The organism is Limosilactobacillus sp. WILCCON 0051 (assembly GCF_039955095.1).
Taxonomy (GTDB): domain Bacteria; phylum Bacillota; class Bacilli; order Lactobacillales; family Lactobacillaceae; genus Limosilactobacillus; species Limosilactobacillus allomucosae.
Genome location: NZ_CP154878.1, coordinates 1,803,813 through 1,819,763, shown reverse-complemented (window position 1 = coordinate 1,819,763; position 15,951 = coordinate 1,803,813). Strand labels below are relative to the sequence as shown.

Annotated in this window: 17 protein-coding genes; all 17 read left to right on the top strand. The window is 48.6% G+C overall.

Annotated elements, in window-relative coordinates; translation table 11 throughout:
• Positions 1 to 13: 13 nt before the first annotated feature.
• Complete coding sequence (locus ABC765_RS08395; protein WP_347980201.1) at positions 14 to 856, top strand: phage tail domain-containing protein; 843 nt, start codon at positions 14 to 16, stop codon at positions 854 to 856.
• Positions 853 to 2,613 carry a phage tail protein gene (locus ABC765_RS08390; protein WP_347980200.1) on the top strand — a complete coding sequence of 587 codons (1,761 nt, stop codon included), beginning with the start codon at positions 853 to 855 and terminating at the stop codon, positions 2,611 to 2,613. Before ABC765_RS08395 ends, ABC765_RS08390 begins: the two co-directional genes overlap by 4 nt.
• Positions 2,570 to 6,313: a tail fiber domain-containing protein gene (locus ABC765_RS08385; protein ID WP_347980199.1), complete on the top strand. Its 3,744-nt coding sequence runs from the start codon at positions 2,570 to 2,572 to the stop codon at positions 6,311 to 6,313. The genes ABC765_RS08390 and ABC765_RS08385 overlap by 44 nt, the downstream gene beginning before the upstream one ends.
• A gap of 27 nt (positions 6,314 to 6,340) precedes the next feature.
• A complete protein-coding gene (locus ABC765_RS08380) occupies positions 6,341 to 6,490 on the top strand; it encodes a hypothetical protein (RefSeq protein ID WP_347980198.1) in 150 nt (49 codons plus the stop codon).
• 14 nt (positions 6,491 to 6,504) lie between these two features.
• Positions 6,505 to 6,681, top strand: coding sequence for a hypothetical protein (locus ABC765_RS08375; protein WP_347980197.1), 177 nt, complete (start codon positions 6,505 to 6,507; stop codon positions 6,679 to 6,681).
• A gap of 2 nt (positions 6,682 to 6,683) precedes the next feature.
• Positions 6,684 to 6,938 carry a hypothetical protein gene (locus tag ABC765_RS08370; RefSeq protein ID WP_347980196.1) on the top strand — a complete coding sequence of 85 codons (255 nt, stop codon included), beginning with the start codon at positions 6,684 to 6,686 and terminating at the stop codon, positions 6,936 to 6,938.
• Between the two features lie 22 nt (positions 6,939 to 6,960).
• Positions 6,961 to 8,043, top strand: a complete 1,083-nt coding sequence (locus ABC765_RS08365; RefSeq protein WP_347980943.1) for an SGNH/GDSL hydrolase family protein — start codon at positions 6,961 to 6,963, stop codon at positions 8,041 to 8,043.
• A 12-nt stretch (positions 8,044 to 8,055) separates the two neighbouring features.
• On the top strand, positions 8,056 to 9,093 hold the full coding sequence (locus ABC765_RS08360) for a BppU family phage baseplate upper protein (RefSeq protein WP_347980195.1): 1,038 nt from the start codon (positions 8,056 to 8,058) through the stop codon (positions 9,091 to 9,093).
• A 9-nt stretch (positions 9,094 to 9,102) separates the two neighbouring features.
• Positions 9,103 to 10,281 (top strand): hypothetical protein, encoded by a 1,179-nt coding sequence (locus tag ABC765_RS08355; RefSeq protein WP_347980194.1) that lies wholly within the window; start codon positions 9,103 to 9,105, stop codon positions 10,279 to 10,281.
• A gap of 18 nt (positions 10,282 to 10,299) precedes the next feature.
• Complete coding sequence (locus tag ABC765_RS08350; protein WP_347980193.1) at positions 10,300 to 10,623, top strand: hypothetical protein; 324 nt, start codon at positions 10,300 to 10,302, stop codon at positions 10,621 to 10,623.
• Positions 10,620 to 10,970: a phage holin, LLH family gene (locus ABC765_RS08345; RefSeq protein ID WP_347980192.1), complete on the top strand. Its 351-nt coding sequence runs from the start codon at positions 10,620 to 10,622 to the stop codon at positions 10,968 to 10,970. Before ABC765_RS08350 ends, ABC765_RS08345 begins: the two co-directional genes overlap by 4 nt.
• A 1-nt stretch (position 10,971) precedes the next feature.
• Entirely contained in the window at positions 10,972 to 11,886 is a 915-nt protein-coding gene (locus ABC765_RS08340) for a GH25 family lysozyme (RefSeq protein WP_347980191.1), read from the top strand.
• A gap of 112 nt (positions 11,887 to 11,998) precedes the next feature.
• Positions 11,999 to 12,922 carry a hypothetical protein gene (locus tag ABC765_RS08335; protein WP_347980190.1) on the top strand — a complete coding sequence of 308 codons (924 nt, stop codon included), beginning with the start codon at positions 11,999 to 12,001 and terminating at the stop codon, positions 12,920 to 12,922.
• A gap of 172 nt (positions 12,923 to 13,094) precedes the next feature.
• Entirely contained in the window at positions 13,095 to 13,493 is a 399-nt protein-coding gene (locus tag ABC765_RS08330) for a hypothetical protein (protein ID WP_347980189.1), read from the top strand.
• A gap of 63 nt (positions 13,494 to 13,556) precedes the next feature.
• On the top strand, positions 13,557 to 14,048 hold the full coding sequence (locus ABC765_RS08325) for a hypothetical protein (RefSeq protein WP_347980188.1): 492 nt from the start codon (positions 13,557 to 13,559) through the stop codon (positions 14,046 to 14,048).
• A gap of 15 nt (positions 14,049 to 14,063) precedes the next feature.
• Positions 14,064 to 14,276 (top strand): hypothetical protein, encoded by a 213-nt coding sequence (locus ABC765_RS08320; protein WP_347980187.1) that lies wholly within the window; start codon positions 14,064 to 14,066, stop codon positions 14,274 to 14,276.
• A gap of 201 nt (positions 14,277 to 14,477) precedes the next feature.
• Positions 14,478 to 15,878, top strand: a complete 1,401-nt coding sequence (gene pepV / locus ABC765_RS08315) for a dipeptidase PepV (protein WP_347980186.1) — start codon at positions 14,478 to 14,480, stop codon at positions 15,876 to 15,878.
• Positions 15,879 to 15,951: the final 73 nt, after the last annotated feature.

The window sequence follows — 15,951 nt, the reverse complement described above, 5'->3', positions numbered from 1 at the left end:
AGGGGATGAGCAGATGTCGGATCCATATATCATGATCAAGGTTGGCTATCAGCAGGAAATCAATCTCTGCGATCAGATAACCGGACTGCGTTATCTCGGATTGGACGACGCCAGCTCGTCGCCACAATTTACTAATCAGTACCAAGATACGACGGGTACTGATGGTTCGCCATTTGCCGGTCAGACTTTTGCTAAAAGAACATTCAGTGAGAAGTTCTGGCTCAGCTTTGGCGGATATGAAGATCTGGTGTTGGCTAAGCATGAGCTTTATCGATTGTTTGGCTCACGCAAGTTGGTTCGGGTGCGGACTGATACCAGTCCAGGCAAGGTATACTTTGGCATTCCAACGCCATTTGATATTGCACCGATTACCCCAGGGTCTAACGACGCCAACTTTTCAATTCCGTTTGACGTGCCGAACGGTTACCGTTATTCGCTTTATCGGAGCGATTCATTGCCTAGTGTGGCTAATGGATGGCAGTTCGGCATGAATCTGCCTAAGAATCTGCCAAGCTATCATTTTACGTCAACGAGTTTTGACGTCTACAACGCCAGCGATATCACGATTGACCCGTACTATCAGCGCCATGATCTCAAAATCTCATGCAAGTTTAACGGCAATTCCATTAAGCTTACTAACAAGACCAATGGCACCAGCTGGCAGTACACGCAGTCTAACGACGGCAGTCATACGGTTGTGCTCAATGGTGTCAATACCTATCTTGACGGCAATCTTGCCAATACTAAGACTGATTACGGGACGATATCGCTAGACCCTGGATGGAACAGCTTTACTGCCGAAGGAGCCGGCAGTGTGGACATCACGTTCAGCTTTCCGTTCATCTACCTGTCATGAGCGTAGCTTTAAAAGTAGCTGCTACTAAAGACCATGCTCTGAAGGTGCCTGATGGTGATGATCAGATTGCCATGCTCCACTCGGCACTGGAAGACAGCATCTATATCAGTTGGGAAGTCAACAACACGTACCAAGCGTACTTTACAGCTTGGGACGATGAGTCGGTTGCCTATCAGATGCTGACGGTGCAGAACATGGTCGAAATTGACGGGCAATGGTTCGTTATCAAGCAATGTGAGCCGGACTACTCCAACGGTATTGGCACAACAGCCGTTACGTTGCAGCACATCTCCGGTGAGATTAGCAGAATGCACATCTACGGCAGTGATCCGGTCGATTGGGGACAGTACTCGCATACCGGCAACAGCAATGTGTCTCTGGACGTACCGGATAGCACTGACACAGTCGCTCAATCGGTATCTCCGGGTGATATACTTAACGCCTTTTTCGGCGGCGATAACGGCAAAAACTGGAACATTACCTATCAGGTAATTGGGAGCTTTAACAATGCTATGGTCGAAAATCCGTATGCAGCCGGTTCTGGCAAGGATGCTATCAGCCGGATTCTGGAGGCATGGTCATCAGCGGTCTTTTGGCCAGATAATCTTAATCTGCGTATCTACTCGCATGACGAGTTTTACAAAGACTATGGCCACCGCTATGACTACCTGCGCGATACATCAGAAGTTCAGCTGCAGTATGACACGACTGATATGTCAAACGCTGCTCGTTTGGTTGGCGCGACGCAGGAAATCCAGACTACCAGTGATACTGGGTTGCCTAATGGATCACTGACTGCCAGCGGTGGTGCTCAAGCAGTGATTGCCGACGCCAAGAAGTATCTCGGTGTCCCGTATGTATATGGTGGTGGCCGACCAGTTGGCACTGCTAATCCATACAACGGCATGGATTGCTCGAGTTTTGTCAGCAGAGTCTACTATGACTTTGGAATCAACATCCCAGCTTATACCGTATCAATGGAATCCTATGGCCATGAAATCAGCCGTGATCAGGTACAGACGGGTGACATGGGATTCTACGGATCTAAAGGTGCCAGTTATCATGTCTGCATGGCTCTAGATAACAGCACTATGATCTATGAGCCAGCACCTGGTCAATCGTGTAAAACTCAATCAATTAGTTCCTTTGCACCTAGCTGGTGGGAGCGTAATGATGATATGGCCAAAGTCGTTGCCAGTGGTTCATCCAGTGATAATGGGACGGCATCTACAGCTGATTCTAAGGAGCAGTACTATTTTGCTCCTTTTTATTTTGTCGACGAAACCAGTCGCCAGCGTTGGGGGCTGTTTGTTGGGGATGATATCACCAGTGATACGATAACCGATAAAGAGCAGATGAAAGCTTACGCTGAGTCTCAATTCAAAGCCAACCCAGACTTCACACTGCAACTTACGGTTGATCCCGGCAAAGAGATTATCGAAGGCGATATGGTAAGGTTGGAGATTCGGCCAGCCGACTACGTTACTAAAGTCGACTTAGTTGGATATCAGAAATATCCATACAGTCATACGCAGCCATCTACGGTAGTGCTTAATTCAAATGCTCAAAATGTTCTTGATTATCAAAGCAGTCAGGCAAAAAAACTTAATGCAGCGTTTGAGAAACTATCACAGGAAAGCCAAGACAAAATTAACGCAGCTCTCAACAAAAAACCAGAGACTATCATGATTACGCAGAAGGAGGCGAACGAGATTGGGCAATACGTCGACAAACAACGGCAAGACAGCGGTGGATGATGTTAAAGTCAAGCTGATTATTGGCGAAATTGGTCGTGATACCAAGACGGGCATAATCGGTCGTGGTTACTCGTTTGACAACGGAAACACCTTCCACGTAACGGATACTATCTACGGTCGCCTGTATGATCAGAATGATGCGGACGGGCTGTGGAACAACGGTCTGCATGAGAAGGTTAAGGAGAAAGTCAATCAAGAACTAACCAATACCGTTGAGCCGGCAATTAAGCAGGCTGACAGTGCTGTAGCATATGCCAACGAGGCAATCGAAAAGTCGCGAGTCAACAGCCAGTCAATCGTAGAGATCAACTCAGCTGTCAGTGATGCCGTGTCGGACGCTGTGGTTGCCAGGAGCGATGGTTTGCGGGCATGGAATGCAGCACAGTCCAACGTCGACTTAATCAACCAGAACTACGCATCGGCCAGTGCGGCTATCTCAAGCGCTCGAACTGAGGCGATTGCGGCGGCTGATGAGGCTAAAGCGTCGGCAAGTGCGGCACAAGCTGATATCGTTGCCGTACGATCAGACGTAGCAGCAGTGCAGGCAGACGTGACCGCCACGCAGTCAGACGTTGCGGTGGCTAAGAGCGACATTGCTGATACCAAGACCAGTCTGACCAGCCAGGCAAAGAGCTTGTCATCGTATGCATCACAAGCGAGTGCTAATGGTGCTGACATTGTTACCCTAAAGAGCCAAGCCGGACAGCTTGAGCAGGACATGGCGGATACCAAAGGCGATGTCAGCCAGCTCAAGGTGTCGGCAAGCTCGGCCAGTGTAGCCTTGTCAGATGCGGCCGGCAATATCTCCAGCTTGCAGGCAACGGCTAATTCGTACAGTGCGGCGTTGTCGGACACTAACAGCAACGTAGCCAGTGTGACGGCAACAGCGAGCGAGCTTGAAACCAAGTATGCTGATGCGGCAGGCGATATCAGTCAAATCAAGGCTACCGCTAAGGGCATGACGCAGACAATCAGTAACGCACAAGGCGACATCGCCAAGCTCAAGACGCGCGCCGATGGTTTTGACACGCAGTTTACCAACGCTAAAAGCGATATTGCTGTTATCCAGACGGATGCAACTGGTACTAAGCAGACACTGACAAATGCCAAGAGCGATATCGCAGTCTTGCAGTCGCGCGCGGATGGTTTTGATACTAAGTTTGCTAACACGGCGGGTGACATCAATCGGATCAAGTTGGACGCCAAAGGCTTTAGTCAGACGCTGACCAGTGCCAAAGGTGATATATCCACACTCCAGGCTACGGCAACTGGTTTTAAAAACACGCTGACCGATGCACAAGGCAACATCTCTACGCTCCAGTCGGACGTGTCGGGGCTCAAAAAGACGACCAGCGACCATGCGGGCAATATTGCCACACTGCAGGCTGACGCCAATACGCTGACCAGTCAGATGAGCAGTGCGCAAGGCGACATCAGTACGCTTAAACAGACTGCATCGGGATTTAGTTCTAAAGTTAGCGGCATGGAAACGAGCCTAGCCAATGCCAACAGCAAGATTGATGACATTACCAGCAATGGCGGTGGACGAAATCTAGCTATTGGTACTGATCAGGAATATACGATGGGTTATGGAATTCCTACTACGACGTGGGAAAATGGCTATGCTTATTTGAAATTGCCAACAAATACTATTAATAGAGAAGTTCTTCCACAATACCCACACACCTTTTACCATACTCTGACCAAAGGGACAACATATACTCAAACAATATGGTTTGAAACCGATGCAAAACTCGGAAACAGTAGTGGTATACAAATTACATGGTTTACCAGTGTAGAGCATGACGGCCAACCAGCAACGTTAATTAATCTTGGCGAAAATAAATATAAGCTCTACTCGACTTATATGTGGCCTGGCAAGAGCGATAATAGTGTACGATTGTTTGATATTTTCTACTTAAATAGCGCTTTTGATCTAAGTACAGGAACATATTTGAAGTTTGGCAAGTTAATGCTTGAAGAAGGTACCGTTTCACATGCCTGGTCGCCAGCCCCAGAAGATACTGATGTCAAAATCACGACCAACTCGACGGCAATCGACCAGAATAAAAAAGCCATTGCGCTTAAAGCCGACCAGGAAACAGTCAACAAGACCAATAGAACTGTCCAACAGTTGCAGTCACAGCTTAAAGTACAGGCTGACCAGATTGCGTCTAAGGTGTCGAGCAGTGACCTTGATGCTAAGGGTTATGCAACACAGACCTACACGCAAACGCAAGTCAAACAAACGGCTGACAGTATTAATGCCAACTTGACGTCAGTTAAGAACGGTTTAACGGACAAATATACCAACTTGAGTGCCAGTGTGGACGGTATCAAAGCTGACGTATACAACTCAGACGGGTCGAGTAAAATTACTCAACTGTCTAATCTGATTGCCACTAAGGTATCGAGTGGCGACTACAACTCGCAGATCACTCAGCTCAAAAACGATATCAATCTGCGGGTGCAGAAAGGCAATGTTGTCAGCCAAATCAATCAAGAGGCGGGTGGCAATACGCTGATTCAGGTAAGCAACGGGAAGGGCAAACTGGCGCTGAACGCAAGCTCAGTTGTCTTCTCTGGTTCAGCTTTTATCCCAGTCGCATGTATTGCCGATCTAACTGCCGATAAAATTAAGACTGGAACGCTAACGGGTAGTACGGTGCACTTGGGCGATAGCAACGGTAACACGATTGATTTAGGCGTACTTGGCACTAACCACGTTGGTTTGCACTCGTCAGCTAAGAATGGTGACCAGACTTACATTGACTACAACGGCGTTAAGAATAGCGGTACTGGATATAGTACAACCATTTCTCAAGGAAAAATCACAACTGGGTATATGACGGTCAATGGTGGTGGCTTGATTGACTTCCGTTCAAGCGGTAACGGTACAACAATTGACAGTCAAAATATCAAGTTCTACAACTCCAACGCAGTCAACGGCGGTATTGAGTTCTCTGGTGGCAATCCGATTGCTACGGTGCGTAATGGCACTGGTGGTAATGAGTTGCGAGTTCGCTACGATAGGTCGTTTGCATTAACGCCGATCAAAGATGAATCGGCACGTATCTGCGCATCGTCGGCAGCTATGCAGGTGGGCTTCGTCCAATCCGGCAGATCAACGCCAGACCGCCAGACAACTGGGCTTTGGGTCGATGGTGATAAGCGGCACGTCAATCTTGGCGTCTGGGGTGCAGACAGCACGTGGGCACGTGTGGAAGCCAACACTCATAACATTCATATGCAAGCTGACAAGGCTCATGCTTGTCTCAGCAGTGATAACGTGTTCCACATCTACAAGGACGGCGACAGTAGCTCAACTGCTACCAAGTTACAAGTTGATGGCTGGGCATGGATTAATGGTTGGGTTGAGGCGGCTGGTCACTCTCAGCACTCGGCGCTGTCAACCAAGACGGACATCCAGTCGGTCGATGATGACAAGATGCTTGAGATGGTCAACGGCACTGACCTGACCACGTTCTTGTACAAGACAGACGTTGCCAATGGCGATACGCACCGCCACATCGGACTGATCATCGATGACGTGCATGACGTGGCTCAGTATCAGACGCCACAGGACTTTATCGCGCCGAACGGAGTCAGCCGTGACGATGACAATATGATCGGAGCACTGTTTGGCGCTGTTAAGGCACTGACCAAACGCATTAAAACACTGGAATCCAAAGTCGGTTAACGCCGGCTTTTTATTTTGGAGGCAACTATGGGGAAAGAGACTGTACAAAAAATCAATGTTTCTCCAGAAAAAATAGAAACATTTATGGGCATGAAAGAAAAGCAGAAGCAGTCCGTTAAGCCTTGGACGAGAGTAACACAGACTGCTAAAGAGCTTACTATTGAGCTTCATTCATAGGAAGGAACGATTGTATGGATATCGATTTACAGAAACTGCAGAACCACTACGCAAGCAAACTCGGCGCATTAGAGGCCAACAACACGCTGCAGGAAGTGCAGATTGACCAGCTGACCAAAGAAAACGCCGATCTCAAAAAACAACTGGAAGATTTAAAGGCTAAGCAAGCAGATACTGCTAAGGAGGACTAATCATGCAAGTAAACGTATCAAACATTGTTTTTAACTTTTCATCCACGACGCCAGGTCAAGTTGACTCGGCCAACTTTACCTTCTACGGTTCAAACGCTGACACGGGCGAATTCCTGAACAACACAGTACGAGTAGACAAGACCGAACTGCCAGACGGCACGACGTTTTTCACCGGCTTAGACAAGGCCCAGACGATTGCACGGCAAAAGCTGCTCAAGTATCTGGCACTGCCTGCTAATACGACTACGACTGCCTAAGGAGATGTTTTGAGTGACCAAGATGATCGTACTTGGTGACTCGATTATGTGGGGTCTGACTGGCTTTGGGAGTAATCACCCACGTGCCAATCCAACGATCCCACAGGCAATCGGGGACCAGTTAGGGTGGGAAGTCGACAACGAAGCGATCAGTGGCACCAAGTATGCTGACAACCGTGACGGTCAAGACTTTATCCCACAGGTCAATAAGTTTAACTTTAAAAACTATGATGTGGTTTTACTGGGCTATGGTATCAACGACTATGACGACCAGCCGTATGCCACGACTACGCAAGTCCAAGATGCTATGACTAAAGGTATCGCTAAGATTCGGGCGGACAATCCGTCAATCCATATCTACGTCGAATTGCCTACACCAAGCTATGTTTATGGTGCTACAGACGGTGCGCTCAATGGCGGTGGCATTAGTGAGCGAACTATGTATGATGCTATTAAACAATGCGCTAAGGACAATAATTGTCCCGTTTACGACTGGCGCGACAAACCGCTGATCACATATGACAACCGTAATCAGACGCTTGGCGATGGTCAAATCCATCCCGTACAAGCGGTACAAACACAGATGGCCAAGCGATTGGCAACGTGGATTGCCGAAGAAGAGCAGCAAACGACTAGTCAGCCAACTAAGCCCGCCACGCCGACCAATCCGAGTACACCTACGACACCGAGCATCGTTGTACCAGACCCAACTCCCACACCAACGCCTAAGCCAGCCGAGACTATCAGTCTTAACACTAGCGTTGGTACTGGGAGTTTTATCGATAACGTTAATAGCAATTTTAAAAAGATTTGGTCAGCGTTACAAAAAGTAAGCGGTGATGATGCAACGGATTTTCCAACGGAAACGTTTAGCAGCTACTCGCGCGGGTTGCGCATGTATCTTGCCGAATCGGTCCGCACTATCACTGGATACGCTCAGCACAGTCTAGGGTCAACGGAAACGACTGACAGTGACGGCCGGTCGGTATCCGTAGAAGGGTACACGCTGACTAACTCGCTATTGATTAAAGATATAGTTGATTCGCTCAACGGCTGGTTTAAGGACTGCCAGACGGCAATCAATGCAATGCTTAAAAACTTATAGGAGATGATATAGATGGCATCTACTACTTATGCCGGACATACGTATACGCAGGTCGACACGACCTTTAACGGCGATGTGGCGGTCAAAATTGACGAGCTGTCAGGCCGACAAGGCGACAACATGCGCCCAGTCTATCTGCAACTGGTCCAGACGAGCGGTGGTGTAACGACTCCCTGGAACTTATCTAACCGGAGCGTTGAGCTTGGCGGTAAAGACTATCAAGGTCGCGTCAAGCTGACCAATACTGCAACAGTAACCAACGCTGCTAAGGGCATGATTCTGCTGTCAGTACCAGGAGCCTTTTATCAAACGGTCGGTGACTACCAATCGGCCTATCTGCGGATTATGCAGGGCTCAACGGTAGTATCCACGATTAACGTTGCCTTTACCGTCTACCAAGACGGGTTGGCAATGACTACTGGCGACAGCGTGACCTATATCGGCCAAATCAGCCAGCTGGTAGCTCAAGCTAATGCGCTGGTTGAACCGTTGACCACCAAGATCAACAGTGCATCAAGTGCAGCCGATGCGGTATCTACGGCGGTTAAGGCTTATCAGACTCAAGTTGAGTCGACTGGAGTTGCTAAAACCGGAAGCAACAACACATTTACTGGGACGCAGACCTTTGACCAGATTAATGCCAGCTCAATTGGCGGGGATGCTTGGGGTAAGATTCAAGCGCTAGTCAACAGCAAATTCAGCAATACCGGAACATCTAGCAAAGGTATTGAGTACGTTAACGGTGCCAGTGGCGATTTAACCAAGCAGCTTGTTCAGATCGGGCCAATCCACATGTTAGCAATTTCTGGCGGGATGCGGACGCCACGTGCTCTAAAGCCGTGGGGTGACCGTGTTGAGGTTGTTAAATTCACAGACCTTGATGGTGTCCAGAATCCAATGATGATGATGCGGGAGACGCCGGCTGATTTAGGCATCACGTTGTGGAATCAAATGAACGGGTCCACGATGTCAATTCAAAATATCACGCAAGGCGGTCAGACCGCTAATGCCAACTGGTACTTCCAATTCAACCAAATGTTTATCTGGTAGGTGATACTGATGCGCAAACTAGATTATGTTAATGCGACTAATGATGAGTATAAGTTTGGCGATACGTCTGCTGTACTGACGTATACCGCATATGATGATGACACCAAAGTTGCCATGACTGGTAAGACGCTACAGTTTAAGGTTAAGGACGACACATCCTACGTTGCCAGTGCTCCAGGACAACTTAACAGCGATGGTACGGTCAGTCTTAAAACGGCCGATATTAAAGATTTGACACCTGGCACTTATTTTGTCGAACTGTGGATCAGCGTTGACGACACGACCGCTATTTATCCGTCTAAAGGATTCGTGTCTTTCACCGTCAATGAAAGCACGCAGACGGTCACCAATAAGTACAGTTTTTTGACGCTGACCGAATTGATCAACAACTTTAATAAGGCAGTTGCGGACGTCAAGACTGGGCCTAAAGGTGCCGATGGTAAAGATGGTGCTACGCCAGAAATCGATAAAGCTACTAAGCACTGGATGATCAATGGCACGGATACCGGTTATGTTGCAGAAGGCTCGGCAGGTACGCCAGGCAAAGACGGGGCAAACGGTGCTGATGGTGCACCAGGTAAAGACGGTGTCAGCCCAACAATCACGATCAATTCCGTCAAAACACTAGATGCTGGGCAGTCTGCAACGGTTACCAACTCTGGCGACAATACGAATATTAAGCTCGACTTCGGCATCCCACGTGGTAACCAGGGTCCACAAGGCATTCAAGGGGCAACAGGGTCAACAGCACTGTCGCTTAAGCTTGGCACGGTAACGACTGGCGACACCGGTTCAGTCACCAATGTGGGCACTGATTCGGCGCAAGTCTGGAACGTTGTACTGCCAAAAGCTAAGGACGGTGTTGACGCAACGGTTGCAATCGGCAAGGTTACGGCTGGAACGACCGCCAGCGTAACCAACTCGGGCACGGCAACCAACGCAATCCTTGATTTTACGTTGCCACAGCCAGACATGAGCAAGTATATGCTTGCAGCGGATGCTGACAAAAATCTGGCGCTCAAGGTCGACAAGTCTACGCTGTCCAGCTACTACACAGCTGCACAGGTTGACAGTATGATTGCCAACAAAGCTGATGTATCGGCTTTGGCAACGTATGCGTCTAAGAGCGCACTTGACGCGCTGACCGAACGTGTCAAAAAGCTCGAAACTCCTACTACGTCTAAATAGCAGAAAGCGAGGCGAGATATGGATATGCATAGACCATTCGGCTTTGATTGGGGTGAATTAGTTAGTATTGTGACACTGATTGGAGTTGTCATGACGTATGTCAAGACGTCAATCACGCACACGGCTCACGATTCTAACAAAGCCGAATTTGACCGACTGGGTGACTCAATTGCCCAGTTAAATCAAACTATGATCAAAGTGAACATGGCTCTGGACAGTCTCAAAGCCGACCGTGAGTCAACAAATCGGAGGTTGACTAAGCTGGAAGCAACGACTGACAAGCACGACATCCAGCTTGCACGGATTGAAGAACATGTAATCGTCAAGGGGGATAAAAAATGAAAGTAGCAAATGATGTCATTGAGTGGCTGATCCAGTCTGGGGCTTTGGCAGCATTGGTTGCCTTTCTTTGGGCATACGCAAAACCGTTGCTGGCCGCTAAGGCTAAGACAGCCAAAACGGAACAGTCACGTCAACTCTGGACGCTGGCCGAGCAGGTGGCAGAGGCAGCCGTCAACACGATGGCTAGCCGCAACCTGTCTGGTGCTGACAAGTATGCTAAGGCAGTTGATATGGTGCAGACAACGTTAGCCAACTCTGGCCACCACATCACGCCAGAAGACGCCGAAACGGTCGTACAGTCGGCATATGAAAAATCTGGATTGGCAAGCAAAAAGGAGGAAAACTAACATGGTTATGTATAGTGTAGATGTTTACAGCGGTTCGCCTGACAGCATTATCCAAGACAGTCACGCACAAGCGGTCATCGTTAAGGCTACACAGGGCACGGGCTACGTCAACCCTAAGTGCAACCACCAGGTCGAGTTGGCTAAGTCGCTGAGTAAAAAGCTTGGCTACTACCACTATGCCGGCGGTGGCGACCCAGTAGCGGAAGCCGACTACTTTATCAACAACATCAGTGGCTATGTCGGTACGGGGATGCTGATCATTGACTGGGAAAGCTATCAAAACAGCGCCTTTGGCAACACAACTTGGGTCCGTAAGTTTGTCGACCGTGTGCACGATCGTACCGGTGTCTGGTGTGTCATCTACGTATCCGAGTCGGCTCTGGCTCAGGTCGCCAACTGTGCCCGTGACTGTGGTGTGTGGGTCGCCAAGTACGCAAGCATGACGTGGGGTAGCTGGACGGTGCCTAACATGTCGGTATCCAGTGGCGCGTTTAAGTTCATCACTGGCTGGCAGTACACCGGTGGCGACATGGACCGGTCTATCTGGTACCTGGATGCAGCTGCTTGGGACAAGTTTGCCAAAGCCAACGTATCCAACCCTACGCCAGCGCCACAACCTAAGGTTGACCAGTCTAAGCCAGTCGTTAACCCACAGACCACGTGGACGGACAACTTGGGTGCGGTATGGCACGTCGAAGACGGCAAGTTTATCAGCAACACGGCTTTACATCTGCGGTGGGGTGCTCTGCCAAGCGCATCCACGATCGCAGTTCTGCCGGCTGGCAGTGTGATCAAGTATGATGCCTGGTCACGGGGCAACGAGTTTGTCTACGTACGTCAACCACGTGGCAACGGCTATGGATACGTAGCTGTCCGCAATGCTCGTACGGGCGAGGCTTACGGCAAATTTGAATAGTGTATAATAGCGGTATGGAAAGGCCAGACTCAGCGCACCTGGTCGGGGCTAGTCCATATCGCGCAACTTGGCTCGGCTTTATGCCGGGCCTTTTTTAGTAGGTGAGACAAAAATGGAAAAACTAAAGTTAACGCCGAACGTGCTCAAGATCGATGACAACGACCGCACGATCACGGCATCAGTCACGATTGACGGCCAGGCTCTCATCCCTGACGATGGAGCAGAGTACACGCTTAAGCTTGCCAATGCCAGCGGACACGTCAAAGACATCACGCTTGCGGAGCTTGCTTTTAGCAGTGCAGAGTTAAAGAGCCTGCCGGCAGATACGTATACTGCTGAGGTGTGGATGACTACTGGCGATAAGCAGCGCATCTATCCCAGCAACGGCAAAGCGTATCTCCAGATCGTATCCAACGTGACATCCCTTGTCGGCGATATCGTACCACCGATGACGGTTGACGAGATCAGCAAAAAGCTCGATGATATCGCTAAGAAGGGCGTCACGTCCATGCCTGGCAAGTCGGCGTATCAGACGTGGCTTGATCTGGGCAACACTGGCACGGAGCAGGACTTTATCAACAGCTTAAAAGCTGATGCTGACAAACGGCCGGCTACGTCGGTCTGGATCGATTTAAGCGACACGCAAAACATCATCGGCCGGTTTGACAACGGCTGTTGGGTCGAGTTACAGACGGCTGCTAAGTGGGTCCCGCTATATGCCACTGGTGCTGCCGGCTACGGCAGTGTGACGATGCAGTCGTTTGTCCATGATCAGTGTTGGTGCAACGTACAGTCGTTTATCAACGGGTTTCTGACGCTCGACGCGATGAAGAAAGCCACACCGGATAAGTATGAGTACTGGAAGACGTGTGTTGTCCACGATCCATACGCTGACGTTAAGCAGTACGACTGGAGCAAATGCCGTATCACGTCAACTGGTAGTGACTTAGGCGAGGTCGACTTCGCCAAGATGATGTTCGCTGTAGGGTTGTTTAGCGAAAAGACGATCCTATCGCTTGGCGCGGTTAAAAAATAGAGTTTAGTCCTAGCTACGGCTAGGGCTTTTTCTTTTTGCTTTCTTTTTAATGACGCATATAAACGTTGATATATAGGCGTTTGATTCTTTTCACTTTCTTTTTAAAAACTATTGCATAATATAACGGGGCGTTATATAATATATATGTAATCAAGGAAAGGAAGTAATCATTATGACTAAAGCAAGCATCATGAAAGCAGCACACAAGCTGGCAAAGAAGCTGGTTGCCAAGACTGGCAACTACGCAATTGCACTGAAATTTGCGTTGGTCCAAATCTGGGCTATGGCAAAGGCCGGTCGTAAGCGCATGAGCGATTCAGCATTTAAGAGTGCTGAATGGAACGCAACGCACAAGTCATACAACGGTCCTGCTTTCTTCTGGTGTGGTCGTAAGGGTGTTCCTTGCTGGCTGATGCAAAAGAACCTGACGCAAGCCGAATACGACGGTGCACAACAAGCGTACGAAATGTACGCTAAGCGCGAAACCGCAAAAGCCGTGCTGATTAACTTCACCACTGACTTTGGCAACATCACGATGTGGGCACCGAAATCAGTTGTCAAAGGTTTTTAAAAAAGTCCTTGATTTATATCTAACGGGGCGTTATAATAGAAGCATAGAAAGGGGAGCGATGGAATGGTAAGCAAAAGCCAAACACAAGCCAGCCGAAAGTGGGAAAAGGAAAACCCACACCGAACCGGCTATGCGAAGTTAAGGCGGACGGCCTTTAGCTTTGTTAACCCGAAACCGGGTAGCAAGGCCGAAGAGCATATCAACGCCAACCATGCTGACTACGTGGAGGACTTAAAGGAACTGCAGTATGAGATTAGCAAAAAATTGGAGGTAGCTAAAATGAATCAAACAGTAAAGAGATTGGTCGAAAAGGAAATCGACCGTCATATTACTACCGTCTACTACGACGGCAGGGTAGAAATTAAGAAGGACAGCGTAGACGTTAAAAACGGTCGAATCCGTTTTTGGGATTTAGGCCATGTAACCGGCTGGATTGATCTGGCTGATATCAACTGCACTGAAGAAGAGGCTAAGGAACTCGTCAAACACTGCATCACCGAAGCACTGTTTGCAATCAGCGACAAGCCGGTAACTACTGACTTTGATGTGAAATAATAGGAGGTAATTAAAATGGAACTGACATACAACGGGCTTAAGTTAACCTTAGACCAGGACGCCTACATTAGTGGCTCTCACGAAGAGCCATATTTCGAAGCTCAGGCTCATGACGAGCAGGGCAACGAATACATGGTTACTTGGTACCCTAAGGACTGGGACGAGTCAGATATTGATGCAAGCGATGCCTGCGACTGGGACAATCCTGATGAAGTTACTAAGCTATAAATAAAAGCGGTCGTCATTATGACGGCCGTTTTTTAGTGCAACAAAAGTACATCAGCGTTGTACTTTATAGGATTTTATAGTTTTCTATTTAGCGTTAAATCAATGACTTAAAATTATAGATATCACTAATTATTCATAAAGACGTTCCCAAATAATGTTATCATTAAATCTAGGAATTTGACTAACATTGGAGGTTTTTTTATGACTGATTGGTTAAAAGCCGCACAATCTCAAAAAGAAGAATATCTCAACGATTTAACCACGCTGATCAAGATTCCCAGCGTGCGCAATGATGACGAAGCCACGCCGGAATATCCGCTTGGCCCAGCCCCAGCCCAGGCATTGAAAGCTTTCTTGGAAATGGCTGAGCAGGATGGCTTCCGCGTTAAAAACATCGATAACGTAGCTGGCTTTGCCGAATGGGGTGAAGGCGAAGAGACCTTGGCAATTCTGGCTCACCTGGATGTCATGCCGGCAGGAAAAGGCTGGGAGACTGATCCATTTAACCCAGTAATCAAGGATGGCAACCTGTATGGACGCGGCGTTTCTGATGACAAGGGCCCAGGAATGGCTGCCTATTACGCCTTAAAGTATTTGAAAGATCATGGTGCCGTCTTTAAGCAGAAGGTTCGTTTTATCGTTGGTACTGATGAAGAAAACGACTGGACAGGAATGAAGCGCTACTTTGAAGTGGAGCCGGCGCCGACCTATGGCTTCTCGCCGGACGCCGAATTTCCGCTGATCAATGGTGAAAAAGGGCAGGTTTCACTGCTCTTGGATATTGATGGCGGCAATGAAGGCGAGGTAGTCTTAAAGTACTTTGATTCTGGCCTGCGCTTTAACATGGTGCCGCGCGATGCTGAAGCCACGATTGAAGCCGTGGATAATGAAGCCGTGGCGACTGCGTTTACCGATTTCTTGGATGAGAATCCGATTACCGGAAGCATTGAAAGCGATGCTGACGGAATTAAATTAACCGTGGTTGGCAAGGCTGCTCATGGAATGGAACCTGAAAAAGGCATCAATGCCGGAACCTATCTGGCAACGTTTTTAAAGCAGCTTGATATTCGGGGGCATGCTGGCGACTTTATCGACTTTTTGGCCAGCTATCTGCATCTGGATACGCGCGTCAATCATTTCAATGCCGCCTTTGCCACGGATAAAATGGGCGAGATGACGATGAATGCCGGTATCTTGAAGTTTGATCAGCAGGCTGGCGGACACATTGATATGAACTTCCGCTATCCAGAGGGAATCACGGCTGACGAGATCTTAAACCGCATCAAACCGGTCGCAGCTGATCACAATTTTGCCATTTCACGCACTCAAGGCGAGGTGCCGCACTATGTTGACGCCGATGATCCAATCGTTACCACGCTCCTCAAGGCCTACGTTGACCAGACTGGCGATCAGACTGCCCAAGCTGAAGTCGTTGGCGGTGGTACTTACGGTCGCTTGATGAGTCGTGGGGTAGCATTTGGTGCTTTGATGCCAGATACGCCAAACACGATGCATCAGCCAAATGAATTTCAGCCGGTTGATGATCTGATCAAGTCAATGGCCATCTATATGCAGGCAATCCACGACTTAGTAGTTGAATAAAGAAAACATATTGTTCAAGAAACCGTTTTCGTGGTAAAATAATAACAAGGAAAACCAATGTAGATTTTCTTAA